The organism is Kitasatospora sp. NPDC017646 (genome assembly GCF_044329365.1).
GTDB lineage: Bacteria > Actinomycetota > Actinomycetes > Streptomycetales > Streptomycetaceae > Kitasatospora.
On sequence record NZ_JBIRJC010000030.1, the window covers coordinates 1 to 14,407 of the forward strand.

The following is a 14,407-nucleotide window of genomic DNA, read 5'->3' on the forward strand; positions in this document are numbered from 1 at the left end:
CCGATCAGACGATCGAGGCCGGGGATGTCAACATATCTGGCGTTGACTTTTGGCACGCTGTTGAGTTCTCAAGGAACGGACGCTTCCTTCGGACCACCTTCCAGCGGGCCCTCCGGGCGCTTCGTTCTTTCGTGTTCCCAGTTTACCAGATGTTTTCCGCTCCGTTTACCGGGGCTTTCTACATCCGAAATCTGGTGTTAACCGCCGACTCGCGGCGACTCGACCCACCATAGCGGTTCGGCCGTCGGAGTGCGAATCGGGGCGCGCGCCAGGTCACCCGAGCGGCGGCATGATTTGTTGCTCTCGCGAGCATATACAGCAAGGGTCCTGATTCGCCAAGATGCCTGTAGAGTGCGGCGCATCGACTGAGAGGACTAGACCAGTCGCGAGGCGATGTCGCGCCGGTCGGCAGGCGGGCGGGGGCTGGGGTCTTCGCCCGAGAATGTCGACAGATGTCCGAAGTTGACATGATTTAGGCTTCAGTTGATCGTGTGCCGCACCTTGCGGCCGCTGGCTGTATTGCGCACTTGGGAGGCACAACCATGACCACTGTGACGTCGCCGCTGACCGGCCAGGTCGTCGGACTCGCCGGCGTGCCGGACCCGGTGTTCTCTGGCGCGATGGTCGGCCCGGGCACCGCGATCGACCCGGTTCGCGAGCCCACCGAGGCGGTCGCTCCGGTGGACGGCGTCGTGGTCTCCATGCACCCCCACGCCTTCGTCGTGGTGGACGCCGACGGGCACGGTGTGCTGACGCACCTGGGGATCGACACTGTGCAGCTGAACGGCGAGGGCTTCGAGCTGCTCGTCAGCAAGGGCGACACGGTGACCCGCGGTCAGGCCGTGATCCGGTGGGACCCGGCCGCCGTCGAGGCCGCGGGCAAGTCGCCGGTCTCGCCGATCGTGGCGCTGGAGGCCGCTCCTGACTCGCTGATCGACGTCCGCGAGGGCGGCGACGTCCAGGCGGGCGACAAGCTGTTCAGCTGGAGCTGACCTCCCACCCACCGACACACACCCGCCCCGCAGGAGTTGACGGGGCGACCCGGCACTGAGCGGTTCCCGGCGGGGCCGCTCCTCTCAGCGGAGATACAGGTAATGGAGAAGACACTGCGCGGCGTGGGTGTCAGCCACGGGGTCGCGATCGGCCAGGTGCGACACATGGGCACGGCGGTCCTGGAGCCCCCGACCACCCAGATCCCGACCGAGGACGCCCCGCGTGAGCAGGCGCGCGCCGAGGCAGCCGTCGAGGCCGTCGCCGCGGACCTGATCGCGCGCGGCAACCTGGCTGGCGGCGAGGCACAGGCGGTGCTCGAGGCACAGGCGCTGATGGCGCAGGACCCGGAGCTGATGGCCGACGTGTCCCGCCGGATCGCCGTCGGCAGCAGTGCCGAGCGCGGTGTGTACGACGCCCTCGCCGCCTACCGTGCGCTGCTGGCCTCCGCCGGGGAGTACCTGGCCGGGCGGGTCGCCGACCTGGACGACGTGCGCAACCGCATCGTGGCCCGGCTGCTGGGCGTGCCGATGCCGGGTGTGCCGGACAGCGACGAGCCGTACGTCCTTTTCGCGCGGGACCTCGCGCCGGCCGACACCGCGCTGCTGGACCCGACGCTGGTGCTCGGCTTCGTGACCGAGGAGGGCGGGCCGACCAGCCACAGCGCCATCCTGGCGCGGGCGCTGGGCGTGCCGGCCGTGGTCGCGCTCCCGGGGGCGACGGATGTCGCCGAGGGCACCGTCGTCGCCGTGGACGGCAGCTCGGGCGATGTCCTGCTCGACCCGTCCCCGGAGAAGCAGGAGGAGCTGCGGGCGATCGCCGCCGAGCGCAAGGCCGCGCTGGCCGCCTCCTCCGGTCCGGGGCAGACCTCGGACGGGCACCGGGTGCCGCTGCTGGCCAACGTCGGCGGCCCGGCTGACGTGCCGGCCGCGCTGGAGAACGGTGCGGAGGGCGTCGGCCTGTTCCGTACCGAGTTCCTGTTCCTGGACGACTCGGCGCAGGCTCCCAGCGAGGAGAAGCAGATCGAGGCGTACCGCAAGGTGCTGGAGGCCTTCCCGGAGGGCCGGGTCGTGGTCCGGGTGCTGGACGCGGGCGCGGACAAGCCGCTGGACTTCCTGACCCCGGCCGAGGAGCCGAACCCGGCGCTGGGCGTGCGAGGTCTGCGCACCCTGCTGGAGCACCCGGAGGTGCTGCGCACCCAGCTGCAGGCGCTGGCGAAGGCCGCCGCCGGCCTGCCGGTGCACCTCGAGGTGATGGCCCCGATGGTGGCCGACCGCAAGGACGCCGGGGACTTCGCGGCCGCGTGCCGCAAGTACGGGCTGGAGGCCAAGTTCGGCGCCATGGTGGAGATTCCGTCGGCCGCGCTGCGGGCCCGGGCGATCCTCCAGGAGGTCGAGTTCCTGTCGCTGGGGACCAACGACCTGGCGCAGTACACCTTCGCAGCCGACCGCCAGGTCGGTGCGCTGGCCCGGCTGCAGGACCCGTGGCAGCCGGCGCTGCTGGACCTGATCGCCTCGGCCGCCGAGGCGGCGCAGGCGGCCGGCAAGAGCTGCGGCGTGTGCGGTGAGGCGGCCTCGGACCCGCTGCTGGCCGTGGTGCTGACCGGTCTGGGCGTCACCAGCCTCTCCATGGGCTCGGCCTCGATCCCGTACGTGCGGAGCATGCTGGCCAAGTACACCCTGGCGCAGTGCCGCCGGGCGGCCGAGGCGGCCCGGGCCGCCGACAGTGCCGAGGAGGCGCGCGCCGCGGCGCAGCAGGTGCTCTCCGGCGAGTAGGGCATAGCGAGGAGCGGAAGGGGCGCCCCCACCAGTGCGATGGGGGGCGCCCCTTCGGCGTTGCTCGGCGGGGCCGGTCAGGCCTGGCGGTCGACCCGCAGCTGCTCGAAGAAGCGCAGGTGGTCGAGGTTGTCGACGGAGCCGGGGTTGACGGCCTGCTCCAGCGGGATGCCGGAGAGGATGCGCTTGACCGGGACCTCGATGCGCTTGCCGGTGAGGGTGTGCGGCAGGCCGCGGACGGCGATCACCTCGTCGGGGACGTGGCGCGGGGAGAGTTCGGTGCGCAGCGAGGTGCGGATGCGGCCGATGACGTCCTGGTCGAGTTCGGCGCCGGGGGCGAGGACGACGAACAGCGGCATCCAGTAGCCGCCGTCGGGCTCCTCCAGGCCGATGACCAGGGATTCGGCGATCTCGGGGAGCCGCTCGACCACCTCGTAGATGTCCGAGGAGCCCATCCGGACGCCCTGGCGGTTGAGGGTGGAGTCGGAGCGGCCGTGGATGACGACGGTGCCGCGGGAGGTGACGGTGATCCAGTCGCCGTGGCGCCAGATGCCGGGGTAGGTGTCGAAGTAGCTGTCGTGGTACCGGGTGCCCTGGGGGTCGTTCCAGAAGCCGGTGGGCATGGACGGGATGGGCTTGGTGACGACGAGTTCGCCGACGGTGTCGGTGTGCGGGTGGCCCTGGACGTCCCAGGACTCGACGGCGGCGCCGAGACAGGGGGCCTGGATCTCGCCGAGGTGCACCGGCAGGGTGGGGACGCCGCCGACGAAGCAGGAGCAGACGTCGGTGCCGCCGCTGACCGAGGCGAGCCAGACGTCCTGCTTGACCTCGTCGTAGATCCAGCGGAAGCCGTCGGGCGGGAGCGGGGAGCCGGTGGTGCCGATGCACCGGACGGCGGAGAGGTCGAGCTCGCGGCCGGGGTGCAGCTCGGCCTTGCGGCTGGCGATGACGTAGGCGGCGGAGGTGCCGAGGACGGTGGCGCCGGTGCGGGCGGCGACCGACCACAGGGCGCCGGTGTCCGGGTGGCCGGGACTGCCGTCGTAGGTGACGATCGTGGCCCCGACGAGGAGGCCGGCCAACAGGAAGTTCCACATCATCCAGCCGGTGGAGGTGTACCAGAGGAAGCGGTCCTGGGGGCCGAGGTCGAGGTGGAGGCCGGCCTGCTTGAGGTGTTCGAGCAGGATGCCGCCCTGGCTCTGCACGATGGCCTTGGGCAGGCCGGTGGTGCCGGAGGAGTAGAGGACCCAGAGCGGGTGGTCGAAGGGGACGGGCTCGAAGACCGGTTCCACGTCGTCGGCGACGAGGTCGTCCCACTGGAGGGCGCCCTCGGGGGCGGGGGCGCCCAGCAGCGGGACGTGCACGACGGTGTGCAGGCTGGGGAGTTCGCGGCGCAGCTCGGCGACGACCTCGGTGCGGTCGTGGTCCTTGCCGCCGTAGTGGTAGCCGTCGACGGCGAACAGGACGGCGGGTTCGATCTGCTGGAGGCGGTCGAGGACGCTGCGGGCGCCGAAGTCGGGGGCGCAGCTGGTCCAGACGGCGCCGACGGCGGCGGTCGCGAGGAGGGCGACGGCGGCCTGCGGGACGTTGGGCAGGTAGGCGCTGACCCGGTCGCCGGGGCCGATGCCGCGGGCGCGCAGGGCGGCGGCCAGCGAGCCGACCTGGCGACGGAGCTCGGACCAGGTGAGGGCGGCCGGCTGCTCGGTGGTCTCGTCGAGGTGGAGGACCGCCGGGCGGTCGGCGTTCGAAGGGTCCTCGGCGGCGCGCAGGGCGTGCTCGGCGTAGTTGAGGCGGGCGCCGGGGAACCAGCGGGCGCCGGGCATGGCCGGGTCGGCGAGGACGGCCTCGGGGGCGTCGGTGAAGCGGACGTCGAACCACTGGGTGACCGCCGTCCAGAACCGGTCGAGGTCGGCGGTGGACCAGGCGTGCAGGTCCGCGTAGCGCTGGGCGGCCTGCTGGTCGTCGGCGGCCGGGGCCAGCGGGGCAGCCGGGGCGCCGTGGTGTTCGGCGGCCCAGGCCTGGAAGGCCACCAGGCTGGTGGCGGCGGCGCGAGCGGGGTTGGGGCGCCAGAGCGGCTGGTCCTGGGATGGGGTGCTCACGGTGGTGGTCTCCCGGCCGTTGGTGGGGACGGGTGAGCTCGTGGCCAACCCGTCCGGTTGGGCTGTCGGTGCAGACCATGCCATGTGAGCGCCCGCTGCGCCAGGGTCGGCCGGTGTGGGTAGCGCTGGTCAGCGGGGGGTGAACTCGCCGTCGAACCAGCGGCGCAGGATGCCGTTGTGGAAGTCCCAGAGGAGGGGGGTGTCGGCGGTGGCGAGGAGCCAGCCCTCGGTCTCGTCGGTGGGGCGCGAGGGCGGGAGTTCGGCGAGCGGGCGGGCCGGGAGGAGTCCGCAGAGCATGACGAAGCGGCCGTTGGGGTCGGAGGCCGTGTGGATCAGGCGGATGTCGGCGGCGTCGGCCAGGATGCCGGTCTCCTCGCCGAGTTCGCGCACGCAGGCTTGCTGCCAGCTCTCGCCGTAGTCCATGTAGCCGCCGGGAAAGGCGAGTCGGCCGTAGCCGGGCTCGATGGTACGGCGGATGACGACCAGGGCCGGGTCGGCGTCGGGCCGGGAGACGGGGAGGACGGTGACCGCGACGGGCAGCGGGTTGCGGTAGCTGATCTCGGCGCAGCCGGGACAGGTGCGCGGCCAGGCGTCGGTGCCGGGCGGGTACGGGGTGCCGCAGAAGTGGCAGTGGGAGAACGGCCGATGGGTGGTTCGCGTCGCTTCGTCGGTGGTCATGGCCGGATGGTAGCCCTCTCGTTCAGTGGGCTCGGTCTGCGGCGGGGGCGGACTCGGCGGACTCGGTCCCCGCGGGCTCCTCGCGGGCGGGGCGGAGGAGGGCGGGGTGGAGGAGGCGGGCGTCGCCGGCGTGGTAGGTGCGGGCGCGGGGGCCGCCGCGGGCGCCGCCGCGCTCGGTGGTGGAGCCGGTGCTCTCGACGAAACCGGGGACGGAGAGCACCTTGCGGTGGAAGTTGCCGGGGTGGAGCTTCTCGTCCCAGACGGCCTCGTAGACGGCGCGCAGGTCGGGGATGGTGAAGTCGTGGGGCAGGAAGGCGGTGGCGAGCGGGCTGTACTCCAGCTTGGCGCGCACCCGGTCGAGGCCGTCGGCGACGATCAGGGCGTGGTCGAAGGCCAGCGGGATCGGCTGCGGTGCGCTCGGGCGGGGACCGGTGTGCCCGTCGACGCCACCCCCGTGGGTGTCGACGGGCACACCGGTGGCTCGGGTGCGGCCGGCGGGCCGCGGGGCCAGGTCGAGGTCGGCGACCGGGTGCCAGGCGGCGGCCGCGGCGTCCGTCCCGGCCTGCGGGTCGGGCAGGTCCGGGGCGAAGGCGAGATAGGCGACGGAGACGACGTGCATCCGTGGGTCCCGCTCGGGGGCGCCGTAGGTGCCGAGCTGTTCGAGGTGCAGCCGGCAGAGTGCGGCCTCGGTCTCGGAGGCGCCCTGGAGACCCGTCTCCTCGGCGAGTTCACGGGCGGCGGCCTCGTCCAGGCCCTCCTCCCCCGCCCGCAGGAAGCCGCCGGGCAGCGCCCAGCAGCCCTGCTGGGGCGGGGCGCCGCGTTCGACCAGCAGAACGTGCAGGCGGCCGTGCCGCAGCGTCAGCGCGACGACGTCGACGGTGACGGCGATCGGGGCGTAGGCGCGCGGGTCGTACGCGGCGAGCCATTCCTGCTCGTCCGTGGGCCCGGCGGCGGGCTGGGGGGACGCTTCGTCCGCTGCCATCGCCGGCTCCTCTCCGCCCGCTGGGCACCTGGCGCTGTCGTTCTCGGGATGAGCACAACGTAACGAGTTCGTTCCCCGGCGGCAAACGGTTTTCCGGGTCCGCGGGGGCCTCCGGCTTCTAGGCTGTGACCAGGAACGACCGCGCCGAGGAGGCCGCCATGCCCACTGCTCCCCCTCCGGACTTCGCCTCGGCGCTGGCGGCCGGTCCCCTCGTCCTGGACGGCGGGATGTCCAACCAGTTGGCGGCGGCCGGGCACGACCTGGCGGACGCGCTGTGGTCGGCGCGGCTGCTCGCGGACGACCCGGAAGCGGTGGTCGCGGCACACCGGGCGTACTTCGCCGCCGGCGCCGAGGTCGCGATCACGGCCAGCTACCAGGCGAGCTTCGAGGGCTTCGCCCGGCGCGGGGTCGGGCACGCGGCTGCCGCGCGGCTGCTGGCGAGCAGCGTGGAGCTGGCCCGGGAGGCGGTGCGGGCCGAACCGGGCGGTCGGCGGCGCTGGGTGGCGGCCTCGGTGGGCCCGTACGGCGCGGTGCTGGCGGACGGTTCGGAGTACCGCGGCCGGTACGGGCTGAGCCACGCGGAGCTGGTGGCCTTCCACCGGCCGCGGCTGGAGGTGCTGGCGGCGGCCCGGCCGGACGTGCTGGCGCTGGAGACAATCCCGGACGCGGACGAGGCGCGGGCACTGCTGGAGCTGGTGCGCGGACTGGGGGTGCCTGCCTGGCTGTCGTACAGCGTGACGGGCGGCCGGACCAGGGCCGGGCAGCCGCTGGACGAGGCGTTCGCGCTGGCCGCGGAGGTGGACGAGGTGCTGGCGGTGGGCGTCAACTGCTGCACGCCCGAGGACGCGGACCTGGCGGTGGCGGTGGCCGCCGAGGTGACCGGGAAGCCGGTGGTGGTCTACCCGAACAGCGGGGAGCGGTGGGACCCGGACCGCCGGGGCTGGCGCGGGGAGCCGACCTTCCGCTCGGCCCGGGTGGGCGGCTGGCTCGCGGACGGCGCCCGGCTGGTCGGCGGCTGCTGCCGGGTCGGCACGGACGGGATCGCCGCGCTGGCGGCGGAGGTGGCCGTGCGGCGCGGGGTCCTCAGCGGCGTGGACGGGTAGCGGGGGCGGGCGCGGGCCGGCTCCGGCCGAGGGGCGCGGAAGGTTAACACCCGGCCGAGCCCGGGTTACCGAGGGGGAAGGTGCACGGACGGACGACGGCCTGGCAGACTCGTCCCGTCACCACTGCGGTCGACAATGTCGACCGCCTGTCAGCGCGGAGGTACCCCATGCCCGGCCCGATCCAGTCGCTCTCCCGGGCCGCCGCGATCATGCGCCTGCTGGCCGGCGGTGAGCGCCGCCTGGGCCTGTCCGAGGTGGCGACCGCTCTGGACCTGGCCAAGGGCACCGCGCACGGCATCCTGCGCACGCTGCAGCAGGAGGGGTTCGTCGAACAGGACCCGGAGAGCGGCAAGTACCAGCTGGGCGCCGAGCTGCTGCGGCTCGGACAGAGCTACCTGGACGTGCACGAGCTGCGGGCGCGGGCGCTGGTCTGGGCGGACGACCTGGCCCGGGCGGCCGGCGAGACCGTCTACCTGGGGGTGCTGCACCAGCAGGGCGTACTGATCGTGCACCACGTCTTCCGGCCCGACGACACCCGGCAGGTGCTGGAGGTCGGTTCGATGCAGCCGCTGCACAGCACCGCGATCGGCAAGGTGCTGGTGGCCTACGACCCGGTCGCGCGCGGGGAGTTGGGCGACGGCCCGTACGAGTCGTACACCCTGCGGACGTTGACCGAGGCGGCCGATCTGGACGCCGAGTGCGCGCTGATCCGGGAGCGCGGCTGGGCGGACTCGGTCGAGGAGACCTGGGAGGGCGTGGCCTCGATCGCCGCGCTGATCCAGGACCGGCGGCGCAATCCGGTGGGCGCGGTGTGCATCAACGGGCCGGTGGAACGGGTCTGCGAGGACGGCTTCGTGAAGCCCTCACTGGTGGCCTCGGTACGCAGCGCGGCGCGCGCGATCTCCCGCGACCTGGGCGCGGGGCGGTTCTGAGCGCGGCGGCTCCGAACACGGCGACTCTCGACACAGCGGCTCCGAACACAGCGGTCGAATCGTCACGCTGAGGCGCGGACGGGCGGTGAGCCTGTCCGCGCCTTGGCGTTTTGTCCCGGTTCGGGGCACTCCACTGGGTAACTTCGGGGGACCTGCCGAGGGAAGGGTCACAGCTGCGTAACCCTGCCTTGACGTGGGGCCGACCTGGGGAGGAAGCTTCCGCATGACGGTCGACATTGTCGAACGATGGCCGGGAAGATCACCCCCACAGCGCGCTCACCCGCACAGGGATCCTCCGGCCACCTGCCCCCACCCGCACCTCCGGGCATTGACAAGGGAGTCTTTGTGTCCGCGTTCTCCAACGGCGACGTCTTCGTCGGCGAAACCCTCGGCACCGCCGCCCTGATACTCCTCGGCGGTGGCGTCTGCGCCGCCGTGACCCTCAAGAAGTCGAAGGCCCTGAACGCCGGTTGGCTGGCGATCACCTTCGGCTGGGGCTTCGCGGTCCTGGTCGCCGCCTACATGACCGGCGCCAAGTCCGGTGCCCACCTGAACCCGGCCGTCACCATCGCGCTCGCGGTCAAGAGCGGCGACTGGAGCCAGGTACCGCTCTACATCGGCTCCCAGATGCTCGGCGCCATCATCGGCGCCCTGCTGGTCTGGCTCACCTACCTCGGCCAGTTCCAGGCCAACGAGGAGCCCACCCTCGGCATCTTCTCGACCGGGCCCGAGATCCGGAACCCGATCCAGAACGTGATCACCGAGGTCATCGGCACCTTCGTGCTCTGCATGGCGATCCTCACCCTCGGCACCACCAAGGGCCTGGACACCAGCGGCATGGGCACCCTGATCGTCGCCCTCACCGTCGTCGGCATCGGCCTCTCGCTCGGTGGCCCGACCGGCTACGCCATCAACCCGGCCCGTGACCTCGGCCCGCGCATCGTGCACGCGCTGCTGCCGATCCCGAACAAGGGCAGCTCCGACTGGTCCTACGCCTGGATCCCGGTCGTCGGCCCGATCCTGGGCGGCCTGGCGGCCGGCGGCGTGTACAACGCCCTCTTCTAAAGGCCCCCCGCCAAGGGCACAGTCGAACCCGCCGAGCACGGGGACTGACCGGACGGGCGTCCACCGAACGTCCGTGTCAGGCCCACCCACCCCGTAACCCACGAACTTGAGCCGAGGACCCTCCACATGACCTCCACTGGCAACTACATCGCCGCGATCGACCAGGGCACCACCTCCAGCCGCTGCATCATCTTCGGCGCCGACGGCCGGATCGTCGCCGTCGACCAGCAGGAGCACCGGCAGATCTTCCCCCAGCCCGGCTACGTCGAGCACGACGCCGCCGAGATCTGGACCCGGGTGCAGTCGGTCGTCCGCGGCGCGCTGGAGAAGGCCGGCCTGACCAGGGACGACATCCGCGCGATCGGCATCACCAACCAGCGCGAGACCACCGTCCTGTGGGACAAGAACACCGGTGAGCCGGTGCACAACGCGCTGGTGTGGCAGGACACCCGCACCGAGGCGCTCTGCCGCGAGCTGGGCCGCAACGTCGGCCAGGACCGCTTCCGCCGCGAGACCGGCCTGCCGCTGGCCAGCTACTTCGCCGGCCCGAAGATCCGCTGGCTGCTGGACAACGTCGAGGGCCTGCGCGAGCGCGCCGAGGCCGGCGACATCCTGTTCGGCACCATGGACACCTGGGTGATCTGGAACCTCACCGGTGGTGTCGACGGCGGCAAGCACGTCACCGACGTGACCAACGCCAGCCGCACCATGCTGATGAACCTGAAGACGCTGGCCTGGGACGAGAGCATCGCCGAGTCGATGGGCGTGCCGATGGCCGTCCTCCCGGAGATCCGCTCCTCCGCCGAGGTCTACGGCGAGGCCGTCGGCGACCTGGCGGGCGTCCCGGTCGCCTCCGCGCTCGGCGACCAGCAGGCCGCACTGTTCGGCCAGACCTGCTTCGACGAGGGCGAGGCCAAGTCCACCTACGGCACCGGCACCTTCCTGCTGCTGAACACCGGCGAGAAGATCGTCAACTCGTACCACGGCCTGCTGACCACGGTCGGCTACCGGATCGGTGACCAGGCCCCGGTGTACGCACTGGAAGGCTCGATCGCCGTCACCGGCTCGCTCGTCCAGTGGCTGCGTGACCAGCTCGGCATCATCTCCACCGCCGCCGAGATCGAGACCCTCGCCAACACGGTCGAGGACAACGGCGGCGCCTACTTCGTCCCGGCCTTCTCCGGCCTGTTCGCCCCGTACTGGCGCTCCGACGCCCGCGGAGTGATCGCCGGTCTGACCCGGTACGTCACCAAGGGCCACCTGGCCCGGGCCGTCCTGGAGGCCACCGCCTGGCAGACCCGCGAGGTCGTCGACGCCATGCAGAAGGACTCCGGGGTCGAGCTCACCGCCCTCAAGGTCGACGGCGGCATGACCAGCAACAACCTGCTCATGCAGAACATCGCCGACGTCCTGGACGCCCCGGTCGAGCGCCCCTACGTGGCCGAGACCACCGCCCTCGGCGCCGCCTACGCGGCCGGACTCGCCGTCGGCTTCTGGAACGACCTCGACACCCTGCGGGCCAACTGGCACCGCGCCGCCGAGTGGACCCCGCGCATGGACGAGGCCACCCGGGAGCGTGAGTACAAGAAGTGGCTCAAGGCCGTGGAGCGCACCATGGGCTGGGTGGAGGAAGAAGAGAACAACTGACCGACCCGCCGGGGGGGGCCCCGTGCCCCGACCGGCTGCCCGCTGTTCCGGCAACGGGTGTCACTGAGTTACACCGGCCCGCCGCCCCGGGCCGACCGGCCCCTCCCGCAGGGGCCGCACCGCACACGAGAGGAGTAACGGCGCCGCCCGACCAGCGCGCCGTACACAACCACCATGGCAACCATCCCGACCCTGGGCGCCGAGCGCACCGCCGGCCGCACCGCCTCCCGCGCCGAGACCCGTGAGCTGCTCGGCAAGGCCACCTACGACCTGCTGGTGATCGGGGGCGGCATCCTCGGCACGGCCGTCGCCTGGACCGCGTCCCAGGCCGGCCTGAAGGTCGCCATGGTCGACGCCGGCGACTTCGCCGGTGCCACCTCCAGCGCCTCGTCCAAGCTCGTCCACGGCGGTCTGCGTTACCTGCAGACGGGCGCGGTCAAGCTGGTCGCGGAGAACCACAAGGAGCGCCGCGCGCTCTCCACCGACGTGGCCCCGCACCTGGTCAACCCGCTGACCTTCTTCGTCCCGGTCTACAAGGGCGGCCCGCACGGCGCGGCCAAGCTCGGCGCCGGCGTGTTCCTGTACTCGGCGCTGTCCGCCTTCCGCGACGGCATGGGCCGGGTCTCCACCGCCGCCCACGCCGCCCAGCAGGTGCCCGCGCTGCGCACCGAGGGCCTGCGCTCGGTCGCCGTCTACGGCGACCACCAGATGAACGACTCGCGCGTCGCGGTGATGACCGTGCGCGCCGCCGTCGACGCCGGCGCCGTGGTGCTCAACCACGCCGAGGTCACCGGCCTGCGCTTCACCGGCGGCCGGGTCACCGGCGCCGAGCTGCGCGACCGCCTGGACGGCAGCGAGTTCGGCGTCAACGCCCGTCTGGTTCTCAACGCCACCGGCCCGTGGGTGGACCACCTGCGCAAGATGGAGGACGCCGGCGCCGCGCCGTCGATCCGCCTCTCCAAGGGCGCCCACGTGGTCGTCAAGCGCCGCTCGCCGTGGCGCGCCGCGCTGACCATCCCGATCGACAAGTACCGCGTCTCCTTCGCCATCCCGTGGGAGGACCACGTCCTGCTCGGCACCACCGACGAGGAGTACACCGGCGACCCGAAGGACGTCCGGGCCACCGACGCCGACATCGACCAGATCATGGGCGAGGCCGCGCACGCGATCCGCGACGAGCACCTCGACCGCGACCTGATCACCTACTCCTTCGCCGGTCTGCGCGTGCTGCCCGGCGGCCCCGGCGACACCGCCGCCGCCAAGCGCGAGACCGTCGTCACCGAGGGCCGCGGCGGCATGCTGTCGGTCTCCGGCGGCAAGTGGACCACCTACCGGCACATCGGCCGCACCGTGCTGGAGAAGCTGGCCCACGTGCGCGGCACCAGCCTCGGCGAGGACATGTCCCCGATCGCCCCGACCGTCCCGCTGCCGGGCGTCGGCGCGCCGAACGCGGTGGCGCACCGCCTGCTGATCGACCGCGAGCCGGGCTCGCGGATGGAGCCGCTGGTGGCCAAGCACCTGGCCAGCCACTACGGCACCCTCTCCTTCGAGATCGCCCGCATGATCGACGAGAACCCGGAGCTCGGCCGGCCGATCCACGAGGACGGTCCGGACGTCTGGGCGCAGGTCGCTTACGCGGCCGACAACGAGTGGGCGTACACCGCGGACGACGTGCTGCGGCGCCGCACCACCATGACGGTGCGCGGGCTGGACACCCCGGAGATCCGGGGCGAGGTCGAGGCCTTCCTCGCGAAGCGCGGGAGCAAGTAAGCACAGCCTCGCGAAGCGCGGGAACAAGTAAACGCGGGTGACTGCCCTACGGCGGGCGGGTGTCCGGGGATCTCCCCCGGGCGCCCGCCCGCCGTTTCCGTCAGATCGGCGTACCGGCCTTGACCACGTGCCTGAGGTGCTTCTCCGGACGGGTCAGCACGGTGAGGTCGGCCAGCGGGTCGCCGTCCACGACCAGCAGGTCGGCGTGCGCGCCCGGGGCCAGGGTGCCGACCTCCCCCTCCAGACCGAGCAGGCGGGCCGCCGTGGTGGTCGCCGAGCGGAGCACGTCGGCGGCCGGCTGGACCTGGGCGCGCAGGGTGAACTCCTCCAACTGGGCCGGGTGCAGCGGGCCGAGCAGGTCGCTGCCGTAGACCAGGTTGACGCCCGCGCGGTGGGCCCGCTCCAGCGCCTCCAGGCCCCGGTCCCGCACCTCGGCGAGCTTGCCGACCGAGGCCGGCGGCAGGCCGGAGGCGGCACCGAGCCGGGCGGTCTGCTCGTAGGCGACCAGGGTGGGGACCAGGAAGGCGTCCTTCTCCAGCAGCAACGCGACCGTGGTGTCGTCCAGCAGGTTGCCGTGCTCGACGCAGCGCACCCCGGCCCGCAGGGCGCGGTCGATCGCCCGCGGGTGGTAGGCGTGCACGGTGACGTAGCGGTTGTGGTTCTCCGCCTCCTCGACGGCCGCCCGGATCTCCTCCTCGCTGTACTGGACGGCGGCGATCTCGTCGTGCGGGGAGGCGACGCCGCCGGAGAGGAGCACCTTGAGGTGCCGGGCCCCCTTGCGGAACTCGTCCCGGGCGGCTGCCCGCACCGCGTCCACGCCGTCGGCGATCCGGCCGAAGTTCGGGCGGGCCTGGCAGCAGGGCAGCGCGTCGTCGCCGAGCGGGCGCAGGTCCCCGTGCCCGCCGGTCTGGGACAGCGCCTTTCCGCCGTGCAGCAACCGGGGGCCGGGCACCAGGCCCTCGGCCAGGGCGCGGGCCATGCCGTGGTCGGCGCCGCCGACGTCGCGGACGGTGGTGAAGCCGCGGCGCAGCATGCGCTCGGCCTCGGCGAGGGCCCGGACGGTGGCGTAGCCCGGGGTCCAGTTCGCGAAGTCGTGCAGGTCGAGCGAGGTGACCAGCAGGTGGACGTGCGCATCGATCAGTCCGGGCAGGACGGTGCCGCCCTGCGCGTCGACGACGCGGACCCCGTCGGTGACGGCCGGCGGGCGGCCGGTGCCGGTGGCGGTGATGCGGCCGTCGGCGGCCTCCAGCCAGCCGGGGTCGGTGCGGGTGCCGTCCTCGGGTTGGAGCAGGTGGGCGTTGGTGATCAGCAGTCGGCTCATGCGCCCACCTCGCTGCGCTCGACGGTGGCGTTCACCCGTGCGCGCCTC

The 14,407-nt window shown here is 72.8% G+C and carries 11 protein-coding genes; 7 read left to right on the forward strand and 4 right to left on the reverse strand.

Annotated features, from left to right (window positions below):
• Nucleotides 1-542: 542 nt before the first annotated feature.
• Both ACH4J0_RS31990 and ptsP read left to right on the forward strand, forming a co-directional pair.
• The gene (locus ACH4J0_RS31990) at nucleotides 543-992 is read left to right on the forward strand and encodes a PTS glucose transporter subunit IIA (RefSeq protein WP_396244367.1); all 450 of its coding nucleotides are present in this window, start codon (nucleotides 543-545) and stop codon (nucleotides 990-992) included.
• A 102-nt stretch (nucleotides 993-1,094) separates the two neighbouring features.
• Nucleotides 1,095-2,765 carry a phosphoenolpyruvate--protein phosphotransferase gene (ptsP, locus tag ACH4J0_RS31995; protein ID WP_396244368.1) on the forward strand — a complete coding sequence of 557 codons (1,671 nt, stop codon included), beginning with the start codon at nucleotides 1,095-1,097 and terminating at the stop codon, nucleotides 2,763-2,765.
• A 77-nt stretch (nucleotides 2,766-2,842) separates the two neighbouring features.
• Here the strand turns inward: ptsP and ACH4J0_RS32000 are convergent, their stop codons facing one another.
• Genes ACH4J0_RS32000 through ACH4J0_RS32010 form a run of 3 tightly spaced genes read right to left on the reverse strand, consistent with a single transcriptional unit; the run spans nucleotide 2,843 to nucleotide 6,521 of the window.
• Nucleotides 2,843-4,945, reverse strand: a complete 2,103-nt coding sequence (locus tag ACH4J0_RS32000) for an acetoacetate--CoA ligase (RefSeq protein WP_396244369.1) — start codon at nucleotides 4,943-4,945, stop codon at nucleotides 2,843-2,845.
• A gap of 45 nt (nucleotides 4,946-4,990) precedes the next feature.
• Nucleotides 4,991-5,539 (reverse strand): NUDIX domain-containing protein, encoded by a 549-nt coding sequence (locus ACH4J0_RS32005; RefSeq protein WP_396244370.1) that lies wholly within the window; start codon nucleotides 5,537-5,539, stop codon nucleotides 4,991-4,993.
• A gap of 22 nt (nucleotides 5,540-5,561) precedes the next feature.
• Nucleotides 5,562-6,521, reverse strand: a complete 960-nt coding sequence (locus ACH4J0_RS32010) for an NUDIX hydrolase (protein WP_396244371.1) — start codon at nucleotides 6,519-6,521, stop codon at nucleotides 5,562-5,564.
• A gap of 158 nt (nucleotides 6,522-6,679) precedes the next feature.
• Between ACH4J0_RS32010 and mmuM the strand changes: the two genes are divergently transcribed.
• The 5 genes from mmuM to ACH4J0_RS32035 all read left to right on the forward strand — a co-directional run bounded on the left by mmuM (nucleotide 6,680) and on the right by ACH4J0_RS32035 (nucleotide 13,038).
• A complete protein-coding gene (gene mmuM, locus ACH4J0_RS32015; RefSeq protein WP_396244372.1) occupies nucleotides 6,680-7,624 on the forward strand; it encodes a homocysteine S-methyltransferase in 945 nt (314 codons plus the stop codon).
• A gap of 167 nt (nucleotides 7,625-7,791) precedes the next feature.
• On the forward strand, nucleotides 7,792-8,556 hold the full coding sequence (locus ACH4J0_RS32020) for an IclR family transcriptional regulator (RefSeq protein WP_396244374.1): 765 nt from the start codon (nucleotides 7,792-7,794) through the stop codon (nucleotides 8,554-8,556).
• Nucleotides 8,557-8,901: 345 nt separating this feature from the next.
• Nucleotides 8,902-9,621 carry an MIP/aquaporin family protein gene (locus ACH4J0_RS32025; RefSeq protein ID WP_396244375.1) on the forward strand — a complete coding sequence of 240 codons (720 nt, stop codon included), beginning with the start codon at nucleotides 8,902-8,904 and terminating at the stop codon, nucleotides 9,619-9,621.
• 126 nt (nucleotides 9,622-9,747) lie between these two features.
• A complete protein-coding gene (glpK, locus tag ACH4J0_RS32030; RefSeq protein ID WP_396244377.1) occupies nucleotides 9,748-11,268 on the forward strand; it encodes a glycerol kinase GlpK in 1,521 nt (506 codons plus the stop codon).
• A gap of 174 nt (nucleotides 11,269-11,442) precedes the next feature.
• Nucleotides 11,443-13,038 carry an FAD-dependent oxidoreductase gene (locus ACH4J0_RS32035; protein ID WP_396244378.1) on the forward strand — a complete coding sequence of 532 codons (1,596 nt, stop codon included), beginning with the start codon at nucleotides 11,443-11,445 and terminating at the stop codon, nucleotides 13,036-13,038.
• Between the two features lie 100 nt (nucleotides 13,039-13,138).
• On the opposite strand, the gene ACH4J0_RS32040 is transcribed toward ACH4J0_RS32035, so the two are convergent.
• Entirely contained in the window at nucleotides 13,139-14,359 is a 1,221-nt protein-coding gene (locus ACH4J0_RS32040; protein WP_396244379.1) for an amidohydrolase family protein, read from the reverse strand.
• Nucleotides 14,360-14,407 lie beyond the last annotated feature (48 nt).